The sequence below is a fragment of the Acinetobacter sp. P37 genome, from assembly GCF_057480965.1.
The window spans coordinates 24,581-48,944 of record NZ_JBLIYY010000017.1 but is presented as its reverse complement, the minus strand read 5'-3'; the positions used below and the strand labels follow the sequence as shown (position 1 = coordinate 48,944).

Sequence of the window (24,364 nt, the reverse complement as noted above, 5' to 3'; positions counted from 1 at the left end):
GATTAAACAGTAATAGACTTTTCTCATATTCTAAGCAGAGCAATATGATGAAAACAGAACAGCAAATTCGTATAGACCTCGCAGCAGCACTGCGTTTGAGTGCAAAATTAGGCATGCATGAGGCAGTCGCCAACCACTTCAGTGCCGCTGTTTCAGAGGACGGAAAATCTTTTTTACTAAATCCGAAATGGGTACATTTTTCTAAGGTAAAGGCCAGTGATTTAATCTTGGTCCATGCTGATGATGCAGGCAGTTTTGAAAAAGGCAAAATAGACTCAACCGCATGGGCCATTCATGGCCAAATTCATAAGCTGCGCCCTGATATTAAAGTCATCATGCATTTACACCCGATTTATGCAACTGCGCTTTCCTGCCTAAAAAATCCGACCTTGCTGCCGATTGAGCAAAACAGCGCACGCTACTTTAACCGTGTTTCTTATGATTCACATTATTCAGGCATGGCAGATCAGATCGCTGAAGGTCAGCGTCTTGCTCAGCTGCTGCAGACCAATACCCGACTGCTGATGGGCAACCACGGTGTACTGATCGGCTCACATGATATCGGCCTTGCTTTTGATGATATGTATACCTTTGAGCGCTCAAGTCAAATCCTGATTCATGCCTATTCCACTGGCCAAACCTTAAATATTTTGGATGATGCTGTGGCAGAAAAAACAGCGCAGGATTGGGAAAAAATTGAAGATTTCAGCATCGCACATTTCGAAGAAATGAAAGAAATTTTGGCAGCTGAAGATCCAAGCTTTATGGACTAAGAAAACTTAAACAATAAAAAAGAGCTTCAATTGAAGCTCTTTTTTTCACTCTCGTTCTAAATTCGTTAAGCCATTTCTAAACCGGCTTGTTGTACAAAGAAAGAGGCCCCCTTGGGCTTTTGCGGCATTTTCAAATGATTCGCTGTCATACGTACTTGCCCGCTTTCTTGTCCATAAACCAATTGCCCTTGGTGCACGCTTGGCAGCGGGTTATCTGACAATGCAACCGCATCTTCTGCTGCATATACCGTAATGAATAAATAACGCGGCAACTCAGTATTATTTGCACCAGATGCATGCAGCAAACGGGTATGCATGAAACAGACTGAGCCTGCAGGGCCTGTGCAAGACACAAATTTTTGGCACTGCTCCGCCTCGACTTCATCTTCCACTTTGCCTGTGAAACGGCCATCTTGCCAATGGTTATACAACTCGCCCTTTTGGCTGCCCGGAATCACCTGCAGCGGGCCATTGTCTTCTGTCACCTCACCCACCATCAATAACGCTGTGATCATGTCATCATTAGTATGCGGCGTGAATGGAAAATCTTGATGCCATTTCACAGTGGTCGCTGTATGCGGCAGTTTAGCATTTACTTTACTGTGGTGAAAACGGGTGCCGCTGCCTCCAATGAGCTCTCCAGCCATTTGCGCCATATTAGAATGAATGGCTGTTTCAAAATATGCATCTGAAATTTCCGTCGGAGAACTAACACGACGCAGTGCAGGATGTTCTGAGCTGTGATCCGCAGGATCGACATCAAAGCGCGAGCGTCCATCAATGGTTTCTCCATAAGCTTCTGCAAAGCCTCGGCTTTCGTCAATCCATGCTTCCAACTGCTGACGTAGACCCTGTAATTCCGCAGCATCTACGACATTTTCGACAACTAAAAAACCGTCACGGTGAAATTGTTCAATTTGGTTTTGATTTAACATTTGCTCATCCTATTCGCTTTTATTTATTCATGACTGCTGCAATGTCTTCTTCAGTCGGTGCTTTTAAGCCATATGCAGTCAAAATTTCTTCATATTCGCCTGAGGCTTTAATACGATTCAAACCTTCCTCAACGAGCTTATACGTTTCGGTATCACCTTTACGGATGCCAATACCTCCTACTGTCGGGAAGAATTGTTCTGTCGACGTAATCTTCACTTTGCCAGCTAAGCTAGTTTCAGCCGCTTTCATGACTGCGGCATCGTCATATTGGATTTCTACAGCATGCGCTAATAGCGCCTGCGTGGTTTGCGGCGATGTTTCAAACTCACGGATCATCAGCGCTTTCTTACCATTTGCTACACAATTTTTCGCTGAAATTTCATGTGCCTGAGTTGAGAACGCAGTACCTTTCATTACGCCCACTACAGCACCGCACAAATCATTTGGCCCTTTAGGTGCAAGCTTGGAATCATGACGCACCAGCAATGAAATATCTGTTTTGTAGTAAGGGATCATATCAATCTGTTCAAGACGCTCAGGCGTGATGTACATAGATGAAAATAAAATATCGTACTTTTCGCCTTTCAAACCAGGGATCAGATTCGCCCAGCGTGTATCCACCCAGTCGGCCTTATAGCTACCGTCAACTTCAGCAATCTTTTCCATGATTTCAACGCTGATACCGCTTGGCACGCCATCTTTCAAATACTCGTATGGAGGGAAAGTCAGGTCTGAACCTACAGTGACCAAACGTTTTTCTGCTACCGGCGCTGCCGAATCTGCAGTTGGTTCTGACTGTTTCGAGCAGCCAGCCAATAGTAAACCGCCAACGATAGCCCCAATGAACATTGATTTATTTTTCATACCCCATCCACCCAACTCTTTATGTTTATCTGTCATTTGAAGATAGAACAAACATATACAGAATCCGATTTGGATTTTTTTATGCAAAGCTTTATAAAAATAGAATTTAAAATTTAGCGATTAAAATATGAAAAAAGCAGCCAATAATGACTGCTTTCTTTAATTTAAATAGAAATACTACTTAGAGGTTTTATAAAAAGTTAATCCTTGGCAATAAATTTTTGGAACCGCTCATTATCAGACTGCATTAATGCTTCTGGTGTATCATTTAATACCACATGACCGTTTTCCATAAACATTACACGATCAGATACTTGAAAAGCAAAGCGCATTTCATGGGTCACAATAATCATGGTTAAGCCTTCTTGTGCCAATTCTTCAATCACTTTCAGCACTTCATTGACCAATTCAGGGTCTAATGCTGAAGTTGGTTCATCAAACAGAATAATCGACGGCTGCATGGCTAGCGCACGGGCAATCGCCACACGCTGCTGCTGACCACCTGAAAGCTGGTGCGGAAACTTATTGGCATGCATTTTCATACCGACTTTTTCCAACATCGCTAAAGCCGTAATTTTGTTATCCAGCACCGTACCGCGCTTGTGATACAGCGGTGCAAGCATGACATTTTCCAAAATCGTTTTATGCGGAAACAGGTTAAAGCTTTGGAACACCATTCCGACATTTACAATTTGCTGTTTATATGCAGGCGATTCATCAGTTAATTCCTGATCTTTTAAGAAAGGCTGACCCAATAAATTGACTGTGCCTTTATTCAAGCTTTCTAAGCCATTTAAAGTACGGATAAATGTCGTTTTACCTGAACCCGATGGCCCAATAACGGAAATGACCTCACCCCATTTCACTTTTAAATCAATCCCTTTCAGGACTTCATGCTCACCATAGGCTTTATGAATATCAATAGCTTCCAATGCATATTCGCCATTGCGTTCAGTATTGATCTCTTTACGCGCACGCACAGAAGCTTGCGGCAGCTGCAGCAGCGGATCATTTTCTGCCAGCATCCCTGGTTTACGGTTCGTAATATCTATACGGCGTTCAAACCAGCCGAGCAACCAGCCAAAGACAGTCACGATCAGCACATAATAGAATGCTACGGCCAGCATGGTTTCCATCACCAAAAAGTTTTGGGTATATAAACGCTGACCGACCAATAAAATTTCAGTGAGTGAAATGACCGAAACCAAAGATGTGAGTTTTACAATGGAAACATATTCATTACCCAGTGCTGGAAGCGCAACACGAAAGGCTTGCGGAATCATCACTAAACGCTGAATGCCTGAATATTTCATGCCTAGCGCCTTACCCGCTTCAATTTGCCCCTTATGCACCGCTGTTAGACCGCCACGGTGAATCTCTGCAATATAAGCCGCTTCACTTAAAGTCATAGCAATCAGACCTGCAATAAATGGCGACGCCAAAAGCACACTCGAAGCTGGGAAAATTTGCGGCAGGTTATAAACAAAAACCAGCAGCACCAGCAGCGGTAAGCTTCTAAAGAACCAAATATAAAGATCACTCGACCATGCCAAAGGTTTGAATTTAGACTGTTTGCCCAACGCCAGTACAAAGCCCAATACAATGCCGACCACCCAAACCAATACGCTGAGTTCAATGACGGTCCAAGTTGCGGCCCAAAAGTTTTTATGTGAAAACAAACTGAATGTATAAGACCAATTAAAATCCATTCAATACCCCACTCGCATGATTCTGTTCTATTTCCTTTGTTATAGCGAACTTTGAGTGAATAAGTAATTTTGAAAAATTGAGGTCTTAATACAGAAATAATTAAGCAATAAAAAAGGCCAGATAACTGACCTTTTAAAAATTTGCACATCTACGGCATTTATAATAAACACTGTAGTTACCTTTTTATAATTATCTAAAAACAAATATAAATACAAGCTTTATTTTTAAATAACTTAAGCATTATAAATCAAAGCTGATTATTCCCTTAAACTCATATAAAGCTTTTCTAAGAAAATATCACACTGCTGCAGCTGATCTATATCTACATATTCATTCGGTTTATGCGCTACAGCGATATCTCCCGGGCCACAAACCATCACAGGACAATGCAGCGCCCCTTGGAACAATCCGCCCTCAGTACCAAAGGAAATATTGCCTATAGAGGTTTCTTTTGGCAACAGGCTTTGAATAAACTGAACCGCCTCAATGGTTTTGGAGGTTTTCAGCCCTGGATATTGGTTGACTTCTTCAACCTCAATGTGACTGCGGAAGTCATCCTGTATTTGACTTAATATCTGCTCTTGAATAAGACTGCTGCTGTCCTCCGCCAAATGACGGATTTCATAATCCACCACACAGCTGTTCGGTACAATATTCAGCGCTGTCCCACCATTAATCTTACCCACATGCACCGTGCTGTAAGGAATATCATAGCCAGCGTCCTTATGTCCTTGTTGACGGAGGTTCTGCTGAATGGTTTGCAAAGAAGTCACCAGCTGGCTGGCCACATGGATCGCATTGACATAATTAGGCGCTAAAGCCGAATGCCCCTCTTCACCGCAGCAGCGGGCGCGGAATACCGTTTTACCTTTATGCGCCAATGCCAACTGCATCATGGTCGGCTCACCAATCACACATAAGATAGGGGAAATAATCGTGGAAGCCAGTTGATCTAAAATCCCACGTACACCAATACAGCCTATTTCCTCATCATAAGAAATACACAAATGCAGCGGACGTTTGAGCTCTAATTTTGAAGCTTTCAACATGGCGATGATGGCACATGCTAAAAAACCTTTCATATCCGCTGTTCCGCGGCCAATAATTCTTCCGTCTTTATGAGTCGCTTCAAAGGCTGGCGAATCCCACTGCTGCCCCTCTACCGGCACAACATCTGAGTGGCCAGACAAAAGAATACCCGCCTGATCACGCGGTCCCACACTGACCAATAAATTAGCCTTGCTCTGTTCTGCATTAAAATTCAGTTCTGTAAAAATACCGTTTTGCTCAAATAATTTTTGAACATAAAAAATAAACGCTAAATTGCTTTTATAAGATGTTGTATCAAAAGAAATAAATTTATCTAACAGCTGTATGCTGTTTACATCAGTCACTATTTAGGCCTCTTCCAGTACAGGCTTTGTCTTAACATGCGGATCAAAGAAATGCGCATCGCCCATACCGGGTATGTATTGATTGGATAGGAATGCACGGCAGCGGCTGATGAATGCCTGCGACACCGTATTCAGATTTGCATTTTTTGCAGTCGCCAAACCAATTTTCATCGGACGGTTATCGCCTGCTATACGCAAGCGGACGAGTCGTTTGCCGTCTAATGAATAATTATTTTTCGGGCGCACATTTAAAATGGTATAGCCCAGATTATTGGCTACCATCGAACGGACGACATCCACATGGCGCGAAGTATGCGCCACCAACGGGCTTAACTTATGCTTACGGAACAATGAAATAAAGTAATCATTACTGAAAGGCATATCTAAAAGCACCATCGGCAGTTCTGCCAGTTCTTCTAAAGTCACCGCCACATTTTTTGCTAGAGGATGCGCTTCACTGACCAAAACATGCGGCGGCAGCACGGCCAAAGGTTCGAAATTAATCAGGTCATGATCAATATTTAAATCATAAGTCAATGCGACATCCAATTCATTACGCGCCAACTGGCTCAACAAAATCTGCTGATCATCCTCACTTAGCTCCAAAGTGACATTTTTATATAAATTGGCAAAGCCATGAATGATTTCTGCATAAATCATGGGTGAAAATGCAGTAAAGCAGCCGAGCTTTAAGGGCCCACGGATAGAACCTGAAAAGTCAGCAGCCAAAGCATATAAGCTGCTGGCCTGACTTAAAATGAATTTGCATTCCTGCATGACTTTTTCGCCAATGCTGGTCAGCATTAAGCCTTTTGCATGCTGGCGAATAAATAGCTGTACTTGCAATTCAGATTCTATGTGGGCTATCGCCGCTGAAATAGAAGGTGAAGAAACGTGAATTTTTTCAGATGCAATAATAATGCTGCCGCTTTCAGCTGTCGCAACAAAATATTGCATTTGACGTAAAGAAATTCGATTTAACAATGCCGCGTCCTTTTCAGCGCAGGCTAAGCATTATTCGTCGCCCGGTACACCATAACTTGGAGAGCTGGATGGATCTAAAGCCCGTGCAACATAATCCTCAACTTGCGGTTCATACACTTTCCAAAGCTGATACAAGTCCTCAATTGGAGTTTCAGACCAATCAACCCGAAGATTAATCACAGGCCATTCCAGTTTATCGACTACTAGAATACCTGCTGAATGAACTGGGCCAGCTTCGCCGCCTGCATCTAAACCAGCTTGCAGCGCTATAAGCAAACGCTCTGCCAAACTGCCGGATGCCTGATGAAAAGCGTCAACCATGGCCTGAGGAACATCTTCATTTGCAAGCAGATTTCCCGCACCAACAGCATGCTCCCCTACGCACTGAGAATGAACACCTAAGGTATATTTGCCGCTAAATGCAGCAGGCTTTTCATCAAAATTTAAAACCGTCAGCTGTCGATACTCAATAAAGTCGGTATTTTTGACCAATTCAGCAATCGCATCGTCTGGCGCCAGATCATATTTGGTCATATCTAGCAAAATATTTGCCAAGTATGGATCTGTAATGTTCTGAGATGTTGCAACACCCACACCGGCCTTGGCTTGAATGCACCGCGATGCAACAGCTGGAGAAGAAGAGCTGATCGCTCCTCCAAATTGCCCCGTTTTATGACAGCGGGCAATAATTGAAAATGTCATAGGCTGCGTTGCTCCTTTTACTTAGTCAGGAATAACTGCAGTTGCATCAATTTCAACCAGCCATTCAGGACGGGCAAGTGCCGAAACGACAATACCTGTTGAAACTGGGAACACGCCTTTTAGCCATTTGCCAACGACACGGTAAACATCTTCACGGTAGCGCGGATCAATAATATAGATTGTGATTTTGCAAATATCTTCAAGTTCACCGCCAGCTTCTTCGAGCAGCATCTTAATGTTATACATGGCTTGTTCTGCTTGGCCCGAAGCATCGCCAATGCATACGCTTTCAGATGTATCTAGGTTTTGTCCAATTTGACCGCGTAAGAACACTGTGCTGCCGCGTGCGACAACTGCTTGGCATAAGTCATTATCTAAATTTTGTTCTGGGTAAGTTGCTTTTGTATTAAAAGTTCTAATGCGTGTATGTTTCATCTGAAGTGTCCTCTGTTTACTACAGTTTCAGTATGAATCAATCACTTGTGAAGGCAATTTCCCTTTTCCGTGTTAGTGCTTCAAGTTTTCCTTACTAGATATATTTTATTAATTAGCCATATAAGATGTATTTTAAATCTTGAATATTTTTATTTTATAAAATTCACCACTGCATGAAATTTTTATTTTTTTATGTGATAGATGCAGTGATACAAGATGTAGTCTTTTAAGTCGTAAAGAATTTATAAACTGGCAATAAAAAAGCTTTAAATCAATAAGATTTAAGGCTTTTTTTAATTTTGGTGGGATGGCGTCAATTGAACTCAGCTCATAACCTATTCATTCTAAAGCTATTTTATTAAATAAAAAAAATCTTTGACCCAAATTAGATTTAGTGCATTGAATCACTTTTAAAATCTTATTCAAATCCAAATTCAGGATTTGAAGTGGCGTACTGATTATACCAACATCGAACACGCCATAAAATGACATATTATAACATATCATTTCTTTGATTTTCTTTTTTGATGTATCATTCTTTTAGATATATTCAGGGATAAGGTAATGTTTGAAATTATTGATGATTTAAAAAATAAATTAGATCAGCATCGTCCCCTATCACCTGCGATAGTAAAAAATTTACAAGAAGACCTTATTGTACGATTGACTTATCATTCCAATGCTATTGAAGGCAATACACTTACTCTATTAGAAACCAAAGTTGTACTAGAAGGCATTACTGTCGGTGGAAAAGCTTTACGAGAGCACTTCGAGGCAATTAACCATAGAAATGCCATTTATTACGTTGAAGACATTATTAGAAAGGAAGAACCTTTTTTTGAATGGCAAATTCGCAATATCCATCAACTCATTTTAAAGAATATTGACGATGATAATGCTGGCCGATATCGCCAGCAAAACGTATTGATTTCAGGTGCTACAACTACACTACCCGACTATACCCTACTCAATGATAAAATGGCTCAATTGATTGATTGGTATAACAGTGAAGCACATGCACTTCACCCTATCGAACGTGCTGCAAAAGTACATGCTGACTTTGTTGGCATTCACCCATTTATCGATATGGATGTACCTCGCGCCTCTTAATGAATCTTGAATTATTAAAAGCTGGCTATCCACCTTGTGTCATTACTGTTGAAAATCGATTAGCTTATTATGAAGCTCTTGATCAATGGATGGCTTATGGGAAAACTGACGCATTTAACCACTTAGTTTCCGATGCGGTACTCGAAGGATTTAAACCGTATCAAGTTGTTTTAGGAATTTAGGGGGACTTTGTCTTTCAAAGCTTTGTGCAACAAAGCCCTTAGCTTTTAAAACTTTAGTAAATTAGCTCTATAACATAAAAAAACCGATGTATAAACATCGGTTTTTTAATTTTTTATTTAGTTATGCAGGCGTAGCTAGATTTGCGACTTTAAGTAAGCTCACTTGGTCCTGTTGTCTTTGCATAATAATTTTACCATTACGCACACTTAAAATAGCTTTTACTTGATTAGCAACAACTTCATAATCATTTTTAGCCGGCATAATTATAAAACTGGCAGGACGTCCGACCTCAATCCCGTATTGATCCCCTAAACATAAAGTCTTGGCTGAATTATCTGAAACAAAATCCAAGCAACGTTGTAAGTCTTCGTAACCCAGCATATGACAGATATGTAAGCCAGCATCCAGAATACGAATAATATTACCGTTTCCTACTGGATACCAAGGATCACGAATTGAATCCTGAGCAAAACAAATATTCATGCCTGCACGGTCAATTTCTGGTACACGGGTCAAACCTCGGCGCTTTGGATAGCTATCAAATCTTCCTTGCAAATGAATACTTTCTGTAGGGCACGAAATAAAGTTAATTTTAGAACGTTTTAGTAAGCGGAATAACTTGTAACAATAGGCATTGTCATAAGATCCCATCGCTGTAGTATGGCTAGCTGTTACACGTTCCCCCATACCTCGTACGTGTGCTTCATCTGCCAAAACTTCCAAAAAGCGAGATGCTGGATCATCAATCTCATCACAGTGTACATCCACCAGACAGTTATATTTTTCAGCTAAATCCATCAAGAAATGAACTGAACTTACACCTTTTTCACGGGTATATTCAAAATGTGGAATGCCACCAACTACATCAGCACCAAGCTTTACGGCTTCCTCCATTAAAGTACGACCATTTTTAAATGACTCAATACCTTCTTGTGGAAATGCTACAATCTGCAAATTCACTTTATCTTTGATTTCTTCTTTAACTTCAAGCATAGCTCGCATTGCAGTTAAGCTTGGATCAGTGACATCGACATGTGTACGCACATGTTGAATACCATGCTCAATGAGCATATCTAGCGTTTTTAAAGCACGTAGTTTAGTATCTTCAAAAGTGATCGTGGCTTTACGTTGCCCCCAACGTTCAATCCCTTCAAAGAGTGTACCTGACATATTCCACTCAGGCTCACCCGCAGTGAGTACAGCATCTAAATGAATGTGTGGATCAACTAAAGGAGCCATGACTAATTGTTGTTGTGCATCGATAGTATCTACATCAACTGTTTGAATGAGACTAGCCTGTTTTTCAATGGCTTCAAAGATGCCATTGTTGTAAATAATACTAAATAGCCCTTCTTGTTGACGTAAAACTGCATTGATAATTTTCATGTTGGTTCCTTTTAAAATAATTAATGACTCATGTGCCAGATCAGTAATGCCATTGAAGCATTTAGACGGAAATTTGCCTCAGTTAAGACCTGATTTGTCAGTGATTCAATTTTTTGAATCCGTTGGTTTAAGGTGTTTCTATGGATACCAAGTCGTTTGGCTGTATCATTTAAGTTGCCATTTTCTTTAAGCCAGGCATCTAACGTTTCGAGTAGTACAAATGGATGCTTTTTATCGCTAATGAGAATACCCAAGGTTTCATGCATGAATTGCTGCAATACGCTTTTGTTCGGAATCGCTTTTAAAAGTTTTAGCACCCCCAAATCACGATATTGGCAAATACTATTTTTCATCTGCATTTCAAAAGCAATTTCCTGAGCTTGGGATGCTTCCCAAAATCCTCGTTGAAATGCCACTGCAGAATTCACTTCATTTGAGAACCCTGCAAAGACCTTAAGTTTATTATCAAGTTGACTCATTTGATAGATCACTTCTATGAGTGATTTTTTCCACGCATCGATATCATGATCATCAAGGTTGAGTACCAAACTAAACTGATCCCCCTGACGGATGACTGGAATTTTCTGCTTCCACTGTTTGGACCATTTTTCCAAGGCTTCATAACACTGTTGTTTAATTCTGAAAAAATAATTTTCATGCACAGCATTAGTATCGGTATGAAACAAGGCATGAATATTGTGTAAGCGCAGTACTGTAATCACATGACGTCCAAGTAAGTTAATTTTTAACTGTTTGGCACGAAGTTGAATTGTATCTACCGATGGAAAATCCCCTGTCAGTAATTGAGAGATTACATCTTCACTCGATTTTTTGACTTGAGAAAACTGAACTAGCTGTGTACCAATCGCATGCGTAACTTCAACCATCTTCAAACTGTAAGGTTGCTCAATTAACGGTAAACCAAGCTCATTTGCGCGTGAAATAAGTTTAGGTGGAATTTCATGGATATATTCCTGACCTGTCATAATGACAAGCGCAGCTACATTTCGTTCATATGCCTGTTCAAGTAAACCTAAGAGATTATTTTCATCACGGGTATAGTTGATTCCCGTAACAAATACAATCTCTCCACCCTCAATCCATTCAGCGATTCCTTCATTTTCTGCTACATAGAACCAGCGGACAGGCCGATGAATATTTTCTGTTCCACCACATAATTTTAGTGGATAAAGTGAAGGTAGATTCAGGATATCTTGAACGGTCATATTCATCGCATTACTCCACTGCATCTACTTTATTTAAGACAGATGATTCCTGACGTAATGGGAATAAATAATTCAACACACTATAAGTGGTACATGCCACCACAATACCCACAATAGGTGCAATCCATGGTGATACATAGGCAACAATTGCGCCTGTGAAATAAGCAATCAAACCAATCCAGTTAAAATTAGGAATATTTGCTTCAGCTAATAATGGATATTTTCCTTTATGACGAATCCAGTAATCCGCCATGATCACACCACCAAGTGGAGGAATAATTGCGCCAAGGAGTAATAAGAACGGAATCAATAGCTCATACATACCAGCAGCAGCTAAAATGATCCCCGCAACAGCAGCTACAAGCACCATGGTTTTACGGCGTTCACTTCTTACCATATGGCAAGCAGCAGTTGAAACACTATAGATTGCTGGGCCTTGGATCGTCCATAAGTTCAGGCAAAGCATCACTACTGCAGCAATAGATAACCCTTGTAAAACTAAGACCTCTACAATATCGGGTTGTTGATAAACGATTGCCATCCAAGCGCCAGCTAGGACCATTAGACCATTACCAATTACAAAGCTCACTAGACATGCCCAAATCGCGATTTTTCCGCTCTTGGACATGCGCGTCCAATTGGTAATTTGTGTTGCACCACTGGCAAAGGTACCAAATACCATGGTAATGGCTGTTGCGAATGTGAGTGTTTCTGTCGGTTGAACACTAGTTAAACCAGTCCATCCACCAATTTCTTTGGTCGCTAAGACAATAGAAGTAACGAGCAAAATAAACATTAAAGGAATCGATACACGGGATAGATATTCAAGTCCTTTAAAGCCGACAATTGCTGTAATGGAAAAACCGAGTCCAAATAGCACCATCAAAGGAATGAGTAAACTGTCAGAAAATCCTAATATTTTTCCAAGTGAAATCGCCAGAGTTGCTGTTCCCCAAGCAAACCAGCCTAATTCAGCAAAACCTAAAATAAAGTCTGATAATTTACTGCCCCAGTTGCCAAAGCAGAAACGTCCCATTAGAACTGTATTTAAGCCACTACGTGCAGAAATAAATCCCAAGGTCGCGGCATAAGCTCCTAATAGCAAGTTGCCTATGGCTACAATCCACAAAATATCAGTGAACTCAAAAGCTACCCCGATTTTTCCACCAGCAAACATAGTTCCTGTGAAAAAAGTAAAACTAAATAACACTAAGGCTATTGGGAAAAAGCCTTTACGTTGTGAAAGTGGTGTTTCTGTTAAAGGCGACTCTGCATGCACGCTCATATTCAACACTCCTACTATTCAATTAAAATCCTTGAGCGCTGTATTGCAAGAGCTATGCCAATTTTTTAATGCTTAAATTTATGTAGGTTAAATTGTTAAATGTGGGCAATTTGCACATATTTTTACTTTTCATGCAGAGTAAATGGGTAAACTACTGTGCTTTAATAACATTCAGTGATTTTATTTTGTGCATTTTAGAAACTGTAAATATTACAGAACATGCCGATATTAACAGAGATGGATCCGGAAATTTGAACAACTCCTATAAGTGATATTCTGCTCCCCAAATGATGTTATAAACCTCAATATATGGAGTATTTTATGGCACGTAGACCAAAAAGAAATCATTCAAACGACTTTAAGGCTAAGGTAGCACTTGCTGCGATCAAAGCAGAAAAAACACTTGCTGAATTGAGTTCTGAGTTTGATGTTCATCAAAACCAAATTATTGACTGGAAAAATCAATTAATCTCAGCTTCCTCGCAAGCTTTCGATCAATCAAAAGCTCCATCAGCCCCCCCCCCCCCATTGATCTTAAAAAGTTACATGCAAAAATCGGTGAGCAGGCATTAGAAATTGATTTTTTAGAAGGTGTGTTGAAGAAACTGGGCCGCTTCAACCACAAAAGTTAATCGATCACTCACTTCAAATTTCAGTATCTAAACAAGCTAAGTTACTGAAAGTCTCTCGTGGTTGTTATTATTATCGCCCAAAACCTGTTAGCTCATCAGATCTCAAGCTGATGCGATGTATTGATGAATTACATATGCAATATCCTTTTGCAGGCAGTCGTATGATGCGTGATTTGTTGAATCGTCAAGGGCATCATATAGGACGACGTCATACACGTACTTTAATGAAGAAAATGGGTATTCAGGCGTTATATTGCAAACCAAATTTAAGCCAGGCTAATCAAGCTCACCGTAAATATCCATATCGACTCAAAGGATTGGCCATTCAGCGCAGTAATCAAGTGTGGTCTACGGATATAACGTATATCCCTATGGCAAAAGGCTTTGTTTATTTATGTGCTGTGATTGATTGGCATAGCCGCAAGGTACTTGCGCATAGGGTATCGATTAGTATGGATGGTAAAGGTCGATGGGTTGATAATGTGATGGTTGAACGATTATGGCGGAGCGTTAGATATGAAGAGGTGTATCTCAAAGCTTATAGCAGTGTCACAGATGCGAAAAAGCAATTGAGTGCATATTTTGAGTTTTATAATTTGAAACGACCTCATTCGAGGCTGGACAAAATGACACCAAATGAATTTTACAATGATCAGCTACCCCAACAAAACAAGGTGGCTTAACTAGAGCGGAATATCACTTATAAATACGCTTTTAGTTGTTCAAACAAGTGGAACCACCTCTAACTCAACTGATGGCTCTAGTCCTCTTATTTGTCAAGTCAATTTCTTATCCGCGATTCAGGTTAAATAAGACTTAGATTATAAAGATGAAGTAATCTCTCCCTAAAAATTTCCTTATTCTATCTATGATTAGCAGAGACGCTTGAGATAGCCTCAATATCTCTGCTAAAAATTAATTAATCTAATGGATTAAGAAACTTTCTTTTCATTTACCCATCTATACAGTACTGGCAATAAAACTAAGGTAAGTAAAGTAGATGAAATAATCCCGCCAATCACTACGGTTGCTAGAGGCCGTTGAACCTCAGCGCCTGTTCCGGTTGCCAGTGCCATTGGTACAAAACCAAGTGAAGCGACACAAGCCGTCATCAGCACAGGACGTAGACGCAAAACTGCCCCTTTCCATACTGCTTCATCTAAGCTGTATTGATTTCGAAGCTCTTTGATAAATGTCAGCATCACCAGGCCATTCAAGACAGCAACACCTGATAGTGCAATAAAGCCAATCCCTGCTGACATGGATAAGGGAATACCACGTAGCCAGAGGAATAAAACACCACCCGTTAAAGCAAACGGTACGCCTGTAAATACCAAAAGACTCTCTTTAACATTATGAAATACTGCCATGAGCAAAATAAAGATAGTCAATAAGGCCAGTGGAATCACAATTTGCATACGTGATTGAGCTGAAGCTAAATTTTCAAATTGGCCACCATATTCAATCCAGTATCCACTTGGCAGATCATAGTCTTTTAACTGCTTTTGCAGTTCAGAAACATAAGAACCCAGATCACGCCCTTCAACATTCGTTGTCACGACAATACGACGTTTACCATTTTCACGGCTGACTTGGTTCACACCTTCGATTAGACTGACTGTCGCAACATCGGCTAAGACAATTTGCCCTCCACTAGGAAGCTGAATCGGCAACTGAGCAACTGTTGATGTATTTCGATCTTGATCAGTTAATCTAATTTCAAAATCAAAACGTCGATCACCTTCTAAGATTTCACCCACATTTTGACCACCAATACTGGTTGCCACAAGGTCTTGAATTGAACGCACACTTAGCCCATATTGCGCAGCCAAAGCTTTATTTACCTCGACATTTAGTAATGGCAAACCTGAGGTCTGCTCGACTTTCACGGCACTGCTACCCGATATTTGCTGAATGATTTTGGAGATTTTAGTCGCTTCAGTATTGAGGACATCCATATCATCACCGAAGATTTTCACACCAACATCACTACGCACACCTGAGATCAATTCATTAAATCGGAGTTCAATCGGTTGTGAAAATTCACTATTATTGCCTGGAATCGTGGCTAAATACGTCACCATACGGCCACGTAATTCATCTAAACTTTCTTTAGGATTTGGCCATTCTGAACGAGGCTTTAACATGATATAGCCATCTGCAATATTGGGTGGCATGACATCTGTTGCAACCTCGGCTGTACCCGTTCTGGCAAATACTGCCTTAATTTCAGGGAAACTCTTTAAAAGAAGCTTTTCAGTATTCTCCTGAATACGTAAAGACTCTTCTAAGCCTGTACTTGGTGAACGCAACTGTTGTACCGCAAAGTCTCCTTCACTGAGCTGTGGTGCAAATTCACTGCCGAGTTTGGTACTGATGAATCCTATAATCACTAATAAACACAGTGCAAAAGTCAGCACAACTGCTTTGTATTGGTACGCAATATCAAGAGTTTGCTGATATTTAGCTTTTAGCCATAACATCCAACGACTTTCTTTTTCTTGAATATCGCCTTTGACCCACAATGCCACCGCAGCAGGCACAAATGTGATCGATAAAATAATGGCTGCAACAAGGGCGAGTACCACTGTCAGTGCCATCGGATGGAACATTTTTGCTTCCACACCACTTAAAGCAAAAATCGGAAAATACACCACTAAAATGATCAATTGCCCAAAAATCAAGGGACGTCGAGCTTGGCGTGCGGCTAAAAAGACCTCTTTAAAACGCTCTTGTTGAGTTAATTGTCGCTTTAACTGTTGCTGAGTATGTGCCAAACGACGAATACAGTTTTCAACAATCACCACCGCCCCATCGACAATAATCCCAAAATCTAAAGCACCTAAACTCATGAGATTGGCACTGATATTTTTTTGCGCCATCCCTGTGAGTGTGAATAGCATCGACAATGGGATCACACAGGCTGTAATTAAGGCTGCACGAATATTCCCGAGAAATAAAAAAAGAATGACGATGACCAAAATGGCGCCTTCAATCAGGTTTTTTTGTACCGTTTTAATCGCCTTTTCGACCAAGCTGGTGCGGTCATAAACAGTTTCAATTTTAACCCCTTTGGGTAAGCTTTTCTGAACCTCTTGGATCTTAGCATCTACCGATTTTGATACCGTACGGCTATTTTCGCCCATCGCCATCATGGCAATCCCAAGTACCGTTTCCACACCGTTATAGGTAGCACCACCTGTTCTTAAGTCATGACCAATGGAGACTTGAGCAATATCACCCACACGGATTGGACTACCGTTCGGACTTGCAATCATGGTGTTTTCAATATCACTGATATTATTCAAGGTACCCGGCACACGAACCGTGAGTTGCTGACCATTTTCCTCAATGAACCCTGCACCACGATTTTCATTATTCAGTGTCAAGGCTTGCTGTAATTGATCTAAACCAACATTCAACTGCTGCATACGACTTAGATCGGGCGAAACGAGATAGGTTTTATTATAGCCACCAATACTATTAACCTCAGCAACACCTTTAACTCGTTGCAGTTGCGGTCGAACAATCCAATCCTGAATTTCTCTTAAATCCATCGCTGTATAAGTAGAACCATCTGCCTTTTTTGCATTTGGTTCAGCTTTAACGACCCATTGATAGATTTCCCCTAAACCAGTCGATACAGGTGACATAGTAGGTGAAACTTGATTGGGTAGTTCTGCCTGTACCTCTTGCACACGCTGGTTAATTTGTTGACGTGCCCAATAGATATCGGTTCCATCTTTAAATACAACAGTGACTTGGGATAATCCATAGCGGGAGATTGAACGTGTTAGCTCCAAATCTGGAATACCCGCCATGGCATTTTCAATCGGATAGGTAATCCGTTGTTCTACTTCAAGTGCTGTAAAACCATTGGCTTGGGTATTGATCTGTACTTGGGTATTGGTAATGTCAGGAACAGCATCAATTGGCAACTTCTGATAACTATAAATACCCACCGCAATCCATGTGCAGACAAACAGCATCACCCAAATAGCATTTTGAATTGCAAACTGAATAATGCGCTCAAATAATCCTTCAGGATGAGGTAAATCTTGATTAATGCTCATGACCGGCCTCATCTTTTTCTAATTCAGACTTTAATAAAAAACTGCCATCAGCAATGTATTTCTGCCCTTCAGTTAATCCAGAAATGACTTCTAGCCATTGCCCATCCTGACTGCTCACGCCCACTTCTATTAGCTGTGCTTTAAGATGAACCTGTCCCTTTTCTTCAGACTCAATCACAAATACCACAGGTTTTCCTTCAACCTGCTGTAAGGCTTTTTTCTGAACTCTTAACGCTGTTTTTGCTTGTGCATCAGTCACAAAAACATTTACCAAAACATTTGGACGCAGTACATCCGCTTGTGTGGTGACTTTGGCACGCACTTGTAAACGTCCAGTTTGTAAATCTGCCTGTGAATTCAGCGTTTGCACTTTTGCTTGGTAATTTTGATCAGAACCATTGGTTTTAAAATTTAAAATTTGCCCCGCTTGAAGCTGAATATTTGAGGTATTTGGTAGATTAAATTCCAACCAAAGGTCTTTTAGATTTTCAATCACAAAAAGCTGATCCGCCAGTTGGACATTTTCACCTACCACAATGTCTTTTTGACTGATCATGCCTGGAATGGGTGCGCGAATAACAAAACGTCCATTTTGCCCAGTTGAACCTAGAGCGTGTAGACGGGCTTGCTGAGATTGCACTGTAATTTGGGCTTGGCGATAGGCATTTTCAGCACGCTGCAAATCTTGCTTTGCCGAAATACCTTGTGACCATAACTGTTGTTCTCGTTGGTATTCTTGCTGTGCCAAACGCAAACTTGACTGCGCAATGCTCAAACTCGCTTGTTGATCAATTAATTCAGGGACGGAAAGTACTGCAAGCGTTTGACCACGTTCCACATACTGACCAAGTGCCACATTAACTTGCTCAACATGACCACTAAAATTCGGTGAAATATGCGCTTGTTGATCCGTATTCACCACCAATTTTCCAGGGAGTGTTACAAAGCTGTTTATCTCCCCCTGTGTGACTGTTTCAACTTTAAGGCTATGTTCCACCATCTGTTGCGCTGTAAGCTCTATTTCGCCTTCTTCACTATGCTGATCTTCTTTACTTTCTTTAGCATGATCATCATGCTGTTCATCTTCACCATCATGCCCATGCTCATCATTTTTTTCATTTTGATTACCCAACCAGATCCATACGCTGATTAAAGCCGTTAAGCCGATCAATACACTGATTAAAATGGGTTGAGAGATTTTTCCAAATTGATATTTTTTCACCTTATTCTCCCTGACCATTCAGCAGATTTTGAGTTTCGACAAAGGCTTTTTTATTGAGTTGGCTATAAGCATTAGATTGGCTGATCTCTTCATAACTTGTGCCTAAGCTTAAAGCCTCAACACTGAGGCCGATCTGCCAAGCTTGTTTGAGTATTTGCAGTTGTACTAAACGTAAATTTTGCAACTGAAGAGATGTCTGGTGCATATCCGTGATAGAGAATTTGCCTGCCTGAAACCCCTGTAAAGTTCGAGAATGGACTTTCTCGGAAAGCTGTATTTGCGTATTGATAGCATCAAATTGTTGACGCAACCCTTTCAGCTCATTCAAACGATTAGCAATTTCAAGAATTTGTTGTTTCAATTCTCTTTGTTGGACTTGATTTAATAACTGCTGTTGGCGCTCTGCCATTGGAATCGTATATTGCTGACGATTAAAAATATTTAAAGGAATTTCGACACCCAATGCCAAAGTCTTTTCATCCAAAGATTGAGGTGATTTAGTCTGAGTCATGCCGAGATTCAACGTGGGTTGAGGAAGGTTTTTAATTCTTAAATTCTCTACTTTTTGCTGAGATTGTTGCTTATTCAAGGCATACAGTTTTTCGAGCCAACCTTGTTGGATATTTTTTTCAACTGAACGTTCAATCTCGCTTGGCCAAACCACTTTGTTTGATAGAACACTTAAGGAAGGTTGGGAGTCTCCCCATAAATTAGAAAGTTGTCGCTGCGACGCTTGCAGCTCAAGTAAAGCCTGTTGATATTGTCTTTGACTATCTAAATGTTCAATCTGAGTACGCTCATAATCTACCAAAGCAATACTACCCGCTTGATAACGCTTTTTAGCACTGTTTAAGTTGCTTTGGCTGAGCTTAAGTTGCTTTGCAAAGATAGTCGTTTCAGTTTCAGATAATAGATACTGTGCCCAAGCATACTTCACCACCAACTCACTCTGAGCTTGCCAAAGCTGTTCTTGTAAGTGAAGCTGCTGTTCTGAAATTAAGGCTATTTTTTGATTAATCTTACGTTGGCCAAAAACATCGAGTGGCTGGCTAATACCGATACTTAGTTCTTGTTCCTGATTGGAATCAAATCCATTTTGTTCAATGGAGAACACTGGATTTTGCCACAAACGGCTGTTTTGAATATTTAATGTCGCCAATTGTTGGCGCTGTATCTGCGATTCAGACTGTGATTGATATTGCTGAACTTTGACTAAAGCATCTTGAAAATTTGAAATTTCACTTGCATAGGTATAGCTATTTTGAATACCAACTAGCAAAAGCCCAATAGCGATGCATTGACTTGTAAAAGTCATATTTTGAAAAGACATGGATATTTCCCACTAAATTAAATTTGAAAGTGGTGGGAATATTTAAGGCTACCCCACCATTAGCGGGGAAATTTCGGGAGGCGGGCTTTGTGAACTTAAGTCAGGCGAACGGTAATCATTGTTCCAAAAATACTCTGGTCTAACAGTATATGAAAACAGTATTTGTATAAAAGAAACTTGACGTTGTTCTAAAATCAATTGGTTCATTGAGGGAAGATGATCCTGATGATCCTCACCCAAATCTAATGTATTTGCAATTGATTCTGAAACTTGATGATAATCATGTTGAACATCACTCACACATAAAACATTGTTATGGTGTCCAAAATGATAGTTTTGATTCAGGGGTATGCTTTCTTCATGGATACAGAAAGCAGCTGCCACATTCCAAAGGCTTTGGAACATGAACAAACTTACTAAAACGGTAATCCATGTTGATGAACGCATACGAAGAAAAGTAATAAATTTTAATGGTATTATAAAGTAAATAGCCATCAAAATTCTAGACGCATATAACCATATTTGGGACTGCCAAAAATAACTAGTTTAAGCTTTTCATATCAACGTACAACATTATTCCAGTAAAACCATATACATATTTATTTGAATAATCTATTGTTTTTATTAAGGACACTTAAGATAAAAGACTGAATCGTACCGGGTTTGCCGGAGAGTCAATATTCTGAGAGACTATCCCGATGACAAAATTAAAATATACCCCTGAAATCAGAGAAAGAACGGTTCAATTATTGATTGAATCCGAAAAAGATTATCCTTCTACTTGGGCTGCAATCACAGCAATTGTTCCTGAGCAGCATGCTGCGCAAGGGCTATACTCCTGAAACACTACGTGTTTGGTATCAAAAATATTTAGATAAACAAAATCCAGTTAAAGTAGAGCAGCTTTCAGACCAAGAACGTATTAAACAACTCGAACGCGAAAATAAAGAACTGCAACGAGCCAATGAAATTCTACGTAAAGCAGCCGCTTTTTTCGCCCAGGCGGAGCTCGACCGTCCACACAAATAATGGTGGATTTTATCCATAAAAATAAAGATCGATATGGTGTTGAAGCGATTTGTAGGATTTTACCAATCGCGGCTTCTACCTATTATCGAACACTAAATCTCACAGTAAATCCAGAACATCGAGCGAAACGAGATCTACATGATGAGCATCATGCTGAACAAATTAAACGAATTTGGAAGGAAAGTTCAGGTCGATATGGTGTACGTAAAGTTTGGCAAAAACTGAAACGTGAAGGCTATATTATTGCGCCCTGTACAGTTGCTCGATTGATGCAAAAGCTAGGTATACAAGGTGTTATGGTGTTTTAAAACATCAGACTGCCTATCAAAGAGATTATTTATTGGTCGAATAATCTCAAAACCTGATTGACTACCAAGACGGTATCTCAGGTCGCTGACTTCACGTATATTCAAACCCATTCAGGTTGGGTCTATACCGCCTTTATTATTGATGTGTTCTCACGAGCAATTGTTGGATGGAAAGTATCAACACGTATGAATACAGACATGGTCCTGGATGCATTGGAGCAAGCATTGCATGATCGAGGCGTGCCAAAAAACGTGATTCATCATAGTGACAGAGGCGTGCAAGATCTTTCCATTCTCTATACCAATCGCTTAGAAGCAGCAAATTTACAAGCTTCAGTCGGTACAACCGGTGATTGAATATTTAAAAGCGGATTGGCACGGTTTAGTGGATGTACAACTTGCGACATTAAACTGGGTAGATTGGTTCAATAAAGAGCGTGTACATAGTGCACTAGATTATGTGTCACCTTTTGATTTTGAAGCAATGTACTATGATAAAATTAATCCGTTAGGTCAGGTGGCCTAACTTAAATAAAAAGTCTCCGACAAACCCGGTACGGTTCAACCACTACCTCCTTACTAATTAGTACGTATGTATTTAGTTGTATAAATAATACTCTTCAACCGCCATCGCCAAGTTAAAAACACCTTTATTAATTAGATCAGCGCTGATTGAACCTAGACCTAAACGTAGAAAATGCTTCTGCTTATCGAAATCTAAAAAGAAAGATTGTCCCGACTCAATGAATACGCCTAAATTCGCAGCATAGTGAGGTAAGACAGCAGTATCAATTTCAGATGCTGTATCAATCCAACATGCCGAACCGCCATTCAAAGCATAAGGTTTCCATGTTGGAAGATATTGTTTTAATGCCTTATTGAGTATTTCACCCCGTTGTCGGTGTAATTGGTGCTGACGGCGTAACATGCTATGGTAATAGCCTTGATCGATAAACAAAGCAAAGACACGTTGATTGAACACATTTGGATGTCGTAACATCAGCCGGCGTAAATGTCGAAGTTCTTGTATTAATTCAGGTGCGGCAACGATATATCCCAGACGTAACCCAGGTGCCAATGGCTTAGATAGACTTCCAAGATAAATGACTCGTCCATGTCGATCTAAACTTTTTAGCGCGGGGATCGTCGTATTTTGCACCAACACTTGAGCATCATATTCATCTTCAATAATAATGCTGTCGTTTTGTTCTACTAGCTGCAATAAATTTTGTCGGCGTTGTGGAGACATGGTTACTCCTGTTGGACATTGTCGCCCTGGTGTAACAAATAAATAATCACACTCATTTGCCCGAGTTAAAGTCACCCCCTCATGATCCACGGCTAAAGGCACAATATGCTGGGTCTGTAGCAAAAATATATTACGTGCATCTGGATAACCAGGTTCTTCGACACCAATGACATGATTCTGCCGCATTAATAACGTCGCCAACATATATAAACCATGCTGACTCCCTACGGTTAACAAGATTTCGTTCTCTTGAGCCATGATGCCTCGCGTGGGCAAAATATGCTGACGTATTGCATTTATGAGATAAGCGTCGTCCCCCTGTTGAGTAATATCTTGTGACCATATTGAGGCATCTTTTGCAGATAAGGCACGTAATGCACATTCCCTCCAAGCTGAAGCAGGAAAGTTTTCCGCATCTGGCTGACCATAAATAAAAGGATAGGAATAATTCATCCAATCACTTGGTTTAGTTAAATGCCTTTGTGCTGAAGGTCGTATACAAAAGCGAGCACCCCAGGTCGTCGCTTTTGATGTAGTCCGAATGGTTTTACTCTCACTACTATCAATCTGGAAATTTAAACAGACAAAATGTCCACTCCGCTGTTTGGATTCCAAAATTCGCTCAGCAACCAATTGTTGATACGCAATGGTGACCGTATTTCTACCAACACCCAGTTGATCAGCTAAATCTCGGCTAGAAGGTACTACCATACCTGGTTTTAAATAACCTTGTACTAAAGCCGAAAACATCATACGGCAGATTCTGCCCTGTAAATTCAAACCACTCTGTGCCGTATTAGAAAATAATGCTTGCCAAACTGTAGCTGAAATTGCTGAACTCACTAATTAATCCTTATATCTGTGCATTGCTGCGATCCATTTTGATGCTTGCCTACTCAAACTGGTGCAAAGCTCATGGTTTCAGTCCATCTTTAAGCTAAAACTGGACTTACTTGATATAAAGCAAAAGGCATTCCACTCCTATTAATTTAAACTATTTATTTAAAAACAATAACTTAATAATATTAATTGCTGGCTCCATCAAAACTCTAAATCTGGTACTACGCCATATTTCAGTATTTCCGTACATTCATTTCATCAGTTTATAAAACCTAATTTTGGAGCAATACAAATGCAGCAAGCACAATTAATCCAACTTCTTACCGATTTTTCAACAGCTTGGAATCAACATGATGTTGAACAACTCATGGCATGCATGCATCCAGAATGTCGGTTTGAAACTGTGGCTGGAGATGATGTTTTTGGAACCAGAATTGAGGGCTTAGATGCAGTTCGTCAAGCATTTAGCAATACCTTTCAAAGTTTTCCAGATGCTCAGTGGCGTAACGGTAAACACTGGATCAGTGATAACGCGGAGTTCGGTATTTCAGAAACAACTTTTACAGCAACGACTGCTGATGGAGGCTGGATTGAAGCCAATATGGTTGATGTCTTTACATTTAAAGATGGAAAAATTCTCGTCAAAAATGCATTCCGTAAAAATAGACCTGTGCAAGCAATCGCATAAGGAGT

General features: G+C 40.3%; 17 protein-coding genes, 3 pseudogenes and 1 other annotated feature. Of the genes and pseudogenes, 5 read left to right on the top strand and 15 right to left on the bottom strand.

Features of this window, described 5'->3' with window-relative positions; translation table 11 throughout:
- Positions 1-44 precede the first annotated feature (44 nt).
- Complete coding sequence (locus AC25JC_RS14145) at positions 45-773, top strand: class II aldolase and adducin N-terminal domain-containing protein (RefSeq protein ID WP_249682337.1); 729 nt, start codon at positions 45-47, stop codon at positions 771-773.
- Between the two features lie 65 nt (positions 774-838).
- Here the strand turns inward: AC25JC_RS14145 and AC25JC_RS14140 are convergent, their stop codons facing one another.
- The 7 genes from AC25JC_RS14140 to AC25JC_RS14110 form a co-directional block, all read right to left on the bottom strand.
- Complete coding sequence (locus AC25JC_RS14140) at positions 839-1,708, bottom strand: phytanoyl-CoA dioxygenase family protein (protein ID WP_111885198.1); 870 nt, start codon at positions 1,706-1,708, stop codon at positions 839-841.
- A gap of 19 nt (positions 1,709-1,727) precedes the next feature.
- Positions 1,728-2,573 (bottom strand): transporter substrate-binding domain-containing protein, encoded by an 846-nt coding sequence (locus tag AC25JC_RS14135; RefSeq protein ID WP_486924273.1) that lies wholly within the window; start codon positions 2,571-2,573, stop codon positions 1,728-1,730.
- Positions 2,574-2,773: 200 nt separating this feature from the next.
- A complete protein-coding gene (locus AC25JC_RS14130) occupies positions 2,774-4,282 on the bottom strand; it encodes an amino acid ABC transporter permease/ATP-binding protein (protein ID WP_283773903.1) in 1,509 nt (502 codons plus the stop codon).
- Between the two features lie 258 nt (positions 4,283-4,540).
- On the bottom strand, positions 4,541-5,677 hold the full coding sequence (gene argE, locus AC25JC_RS14125) for an acetylornithine deacetylase (protein ID WP_486924272.1): 1,137 nt from the start codon (positions 5,675-5,677) through the stop codon (positions 4,541-4,543).
- 3 nt (positions 5,678-5,680) lie between these two features.
- Entirely contained in the window at positions 5,681-6,661 is a 981-nt protein-coding gene (locus AC25JC_RS14120) for a LysR family transcriptional regulator (protein WP_078190010.1), read from the bottom strand.
- Positions 6,662-6,691: 30 nt separating this feature from the next.
- Entirely contained in the window at positions 6,692-7,363 is a 672-nt protein-coding gene (locus tag AC25JC_RS14115) for a DUF1028 domain-containing protein (RefSeq protein ID WP_078190011.1), read from the bottom strand.
- A 21-nt stretch (positions 7,364-7,384) separates the two neighbouring features.
- Positions 7,385-7,798 carry a RidA family protein gene (locus tag AC25JC_RS14110; RefSeq protein ID WP_249708753.1) on the bottom strand — a complete coding sequence of 138 codons (414 nt, stop codon included), beginning with the start codon at positions 7,796-7,798 and terminating at the stop codon, positions 7,385-7,387.
- 564 nt (positions 7,799-8,362) lie between these two features.
- Here AC25JC_RS14110 and AC25JC_RS14105 point away from each other — a divergent pair.
- Positions 8,363-9,090, top strand: a pseudogene (locus AC25JC_RS14105) (Fic family protein).
- Between the two features lie 121 nt (positions 9,091-9,211).
- Here the strand turns inward: AC25JC_RS14105 and codA are convergent.
- The 3 genes from codA to codB are packed head-to-tail and all read right to left on the bottom strand — an operon-like array spanning position 9,212 to position 12,988.
- Positions 9,212-10,477 (bottom strand): cytosine deaminase, encoded by a 1,266-nt coding sequence (codA, locus tag AC25JC_RS14100; protein WP_249708754.1) that lies wholly within the window; start codon positions 10,475-10,477, stop codon positions 9,212-9,214.
- Between the two features lie 20 nt (positions 10,478-10,497).
- The gene (locus AC25JC_RS14095) at positions 10,498-11,709 is read right to left on the bottom strand and encodes a PucR family transcriptional regulator (RefSeq protein ID WP_486924271.1); all 1,212 of its coding nucleotides are present in this window, start codon (positions 11,707-11,709) and stop codon (positions 10,498-10,500) included.
- Between the two features lie 4 nt (positions 11,710-11,713).
- A complete protein-coding gene (codB, locus tag AC25JC_RS14090; protein WP_111885204.1) occupies positions 11,714-12,988 on the bottom strand; it encodes a cytosine permease in 1,275 nt (424 codons plus the stop codon).
- Positions 12,989-13,297: 309 nt separating this feature from the next.
- On the opposite strand from codB, the pseudogene AC25JC_RS14085 reads away from it, so the two are divergent.
- Positions 13,298-14,303 (top strand): annotated as a pseudogene (locus AC25JC_RS14085) (IS3 family transposase).
- Between the two features lie 249 nt (positions 14,304-14,552).
- Here AC25JC_RS14085 and AC25JC_RS14080 read toward each other — a convergent pair.
- From AC25JC_RS14080 to AC25JC_RS14065, 4 genes are read right to left on the bottom strand one after another with little or no spacing between them, the layout of a single operon-like run.
- On the bottom strand, positions 14,553-17,693 hold the full coding sequence (locus tag AC25JC_RS14080; RefSeq protein WP_486924270.1) for an efflux RND transporter permease subunit: 3,141 nt from the start codon (positions 17,691-17,693) through the stop codon (positions 14,553-14,555).
- A complete protein-coding gene (locus AC25JC_RS14075; protein ID WP_486924269.1) occupies positions 17,683-18,933 on the bottom strand; it encodes an efflux RND transporter periplasmic adaptor subunit in 1,251 nt (416 codons plus the stop codon). Before AC25JC_RS14075 ends, AC25JC_RS14080 begins: the two co-directional genes overlap by 11 nt.
- On the bottom strand, positions 18,917-20,245 hold the full coding sequence (locus tag AC25JC_RS14070; protein ID WP_249708760.1) for a TolC family protein: 1,329 nt from the start codon (positions 20,243-20,245) through the stop codon (positions 18,917-18,919). Before AC25JC_RS14070 ends, AC25JC_RS14075 begins: the two co-directional genes overlap by 17 nt.
- 48 nt (positions 20,246-20,293) lie before the next feature.
- Entirely contained in the window at positions 20,294-20,740 is a 447-nt protein-coding gene (locus AC25JC_RS14065) for a cation efflux protein, CzcI-like (protein WP_249682306.1), read from the bottom strand.
- A 203-nt stretch (positions 20,741-20,943) separates the two neighbouring features.
- Here AC25JC_RS14065 and AC25JC_RS14060 point away from each other — a divergent pair.
- Positions 20,944-22,108, top strand: a pseudogene (locus tag AC25JC_RS14060) (IS3 family transposase).
- Positions 21,232-21,348 (top strand) — a sequence feature (AL1L pseudoknot). Its footprint overlaps the pseudogene before it by 117 nt.
- A gap of 72 nt (positions 22,109-22,180) precedes the next feature.
- Here the strand turns inward: AC25JC_RS14060 and pdxR are convergent.
- The gene (gene pdxR / locus AC25JC_RS14055; RefSeq protein WP_249682304.1) at positions 22,181-23,674 is read right to left on the bottom strand and encodes a MocR-like pyridoxine biosynthesis transcription factor PdxR; all 1,494 of its coding nucleotides are present in this window, start codon (positions 23,672-23,674) and stop codon (positions 22,181-22,183) included.
- 289 nt (positions 23,675-23,963) lie between these two features.
- Here pdxR and AC25JC_RS14050 point away from each other — a divergent pair, with 289 nt between their 5' ends.
- Positions 23,964-24,359: a nuclear transport factor 2 family protein gene (locus AC25JC_RS14050; RefSeq protein WP_249682302.1), complete on the top strand. Its 396-nt coding sequence runs from the start codon at positions 23,964-23,966 to the stop codon at positions 24,357-24,359.
- Positions 24,360-24,364: the final 5 nt, after the last annotated feature.

Bases quoted from the DNA above. Each gene is read 5' to 3' on its own strand.
- AC25JC_RS14145 (WP_249682337.1), top strand. From the start codon at position 45: ATGATGAAAACAGAACAGCAAATTCGTATAGACCTCGCAGCAGCACTG.
- AC25JC_RS14140 (WP_111885198.1), bottom strand. From the start codon at position 1,708: ATGTTAAATCAAAACCAAATTGAACAATTTCACCGTGACGGTTTTTTA.
- AC25JC_RS14135 (WP_486924273.1), bottom strand. From the start codon at position 2,573: ATGAAAAATAAATCAATGTTCATTGGGGCTATCGTTGGCGGTTTACTA.
- AC25JC_RS14130 (WP_283773903.1), bottom strand. From the start codon at position 4,282: ATGGATTTTAATTGGTCTTATACATTCAGTTTGTTTTCACATAAAAAC.
- AC25JC_RS14115 (WP_078190011.1), bottom strand. From the start codon at position 7,363: ATGACATTTTCAATTATTGCCCGCTGTCATAAAACGGGGCAATTTGGA.
- AC25JC_RS14110 (WP_249708753.1), bottom strand. From the start codon at position 7,798: ATGAAACATACACGCATTAGAACTTTTAATACAAAAGCAACTTACCCA.
- codA (WP_249708754.1), bottom strand. From the start codon at position 10,477: ATGAAAATTATCAATGCAGTTTTACGTCAACAAGAAGGGCTATTTAGT.
- AC25JC_RS14095 (WP_486924271.1), bottom strand. From the start codon at position 11,709: ATGAATATGACCGTTCAAGATATCCTGAATCTACCTTCACTTTATCCA.
- codB (WP_111885204.1), bottom strand. From the start codon at position 12,988: ATGAGCGTGCATGCAGAGTCGCCTTTAACAGAAACACCACTTTCACAA.
- AC25JC_RS14080 (WP_486924270.1), bottom strand. From the start codon at position 17,693: ATGAGCATTAATCAAGATTTACCTCATCCTGAAGGATTATTTGAGCGC.
- AC25JC_RS14075 (WP_486924269.1), bottom strand. From the start codon at position 18,933: ATGGTCAGGGAGAATAAGGTGAAAAAATATCAATTTGGAAAAATCTCT.
- AC25JC_RS14070 (WP_249708760.1), bottom strand. From the start codon at position 20,245: ATGTCTTTTCAAAATATGACTTTTACAAGTCAATGCATCGCTATTGGG.
- AC25JC_RS14065 (WP_249682306.1), bottom strand. From the start codon at position 20,740: ATGGCTATTTACTTTATAATACCATTAAAATTTATTACTTTTCTTCGT.
- AC25JC_RS14050 (WP_249682302.1), top strand. From the start codon at position 23,964: ATGCAGCAAGCACAATTAATCCAACTTCTTACCGATTTTTCAACAGCT.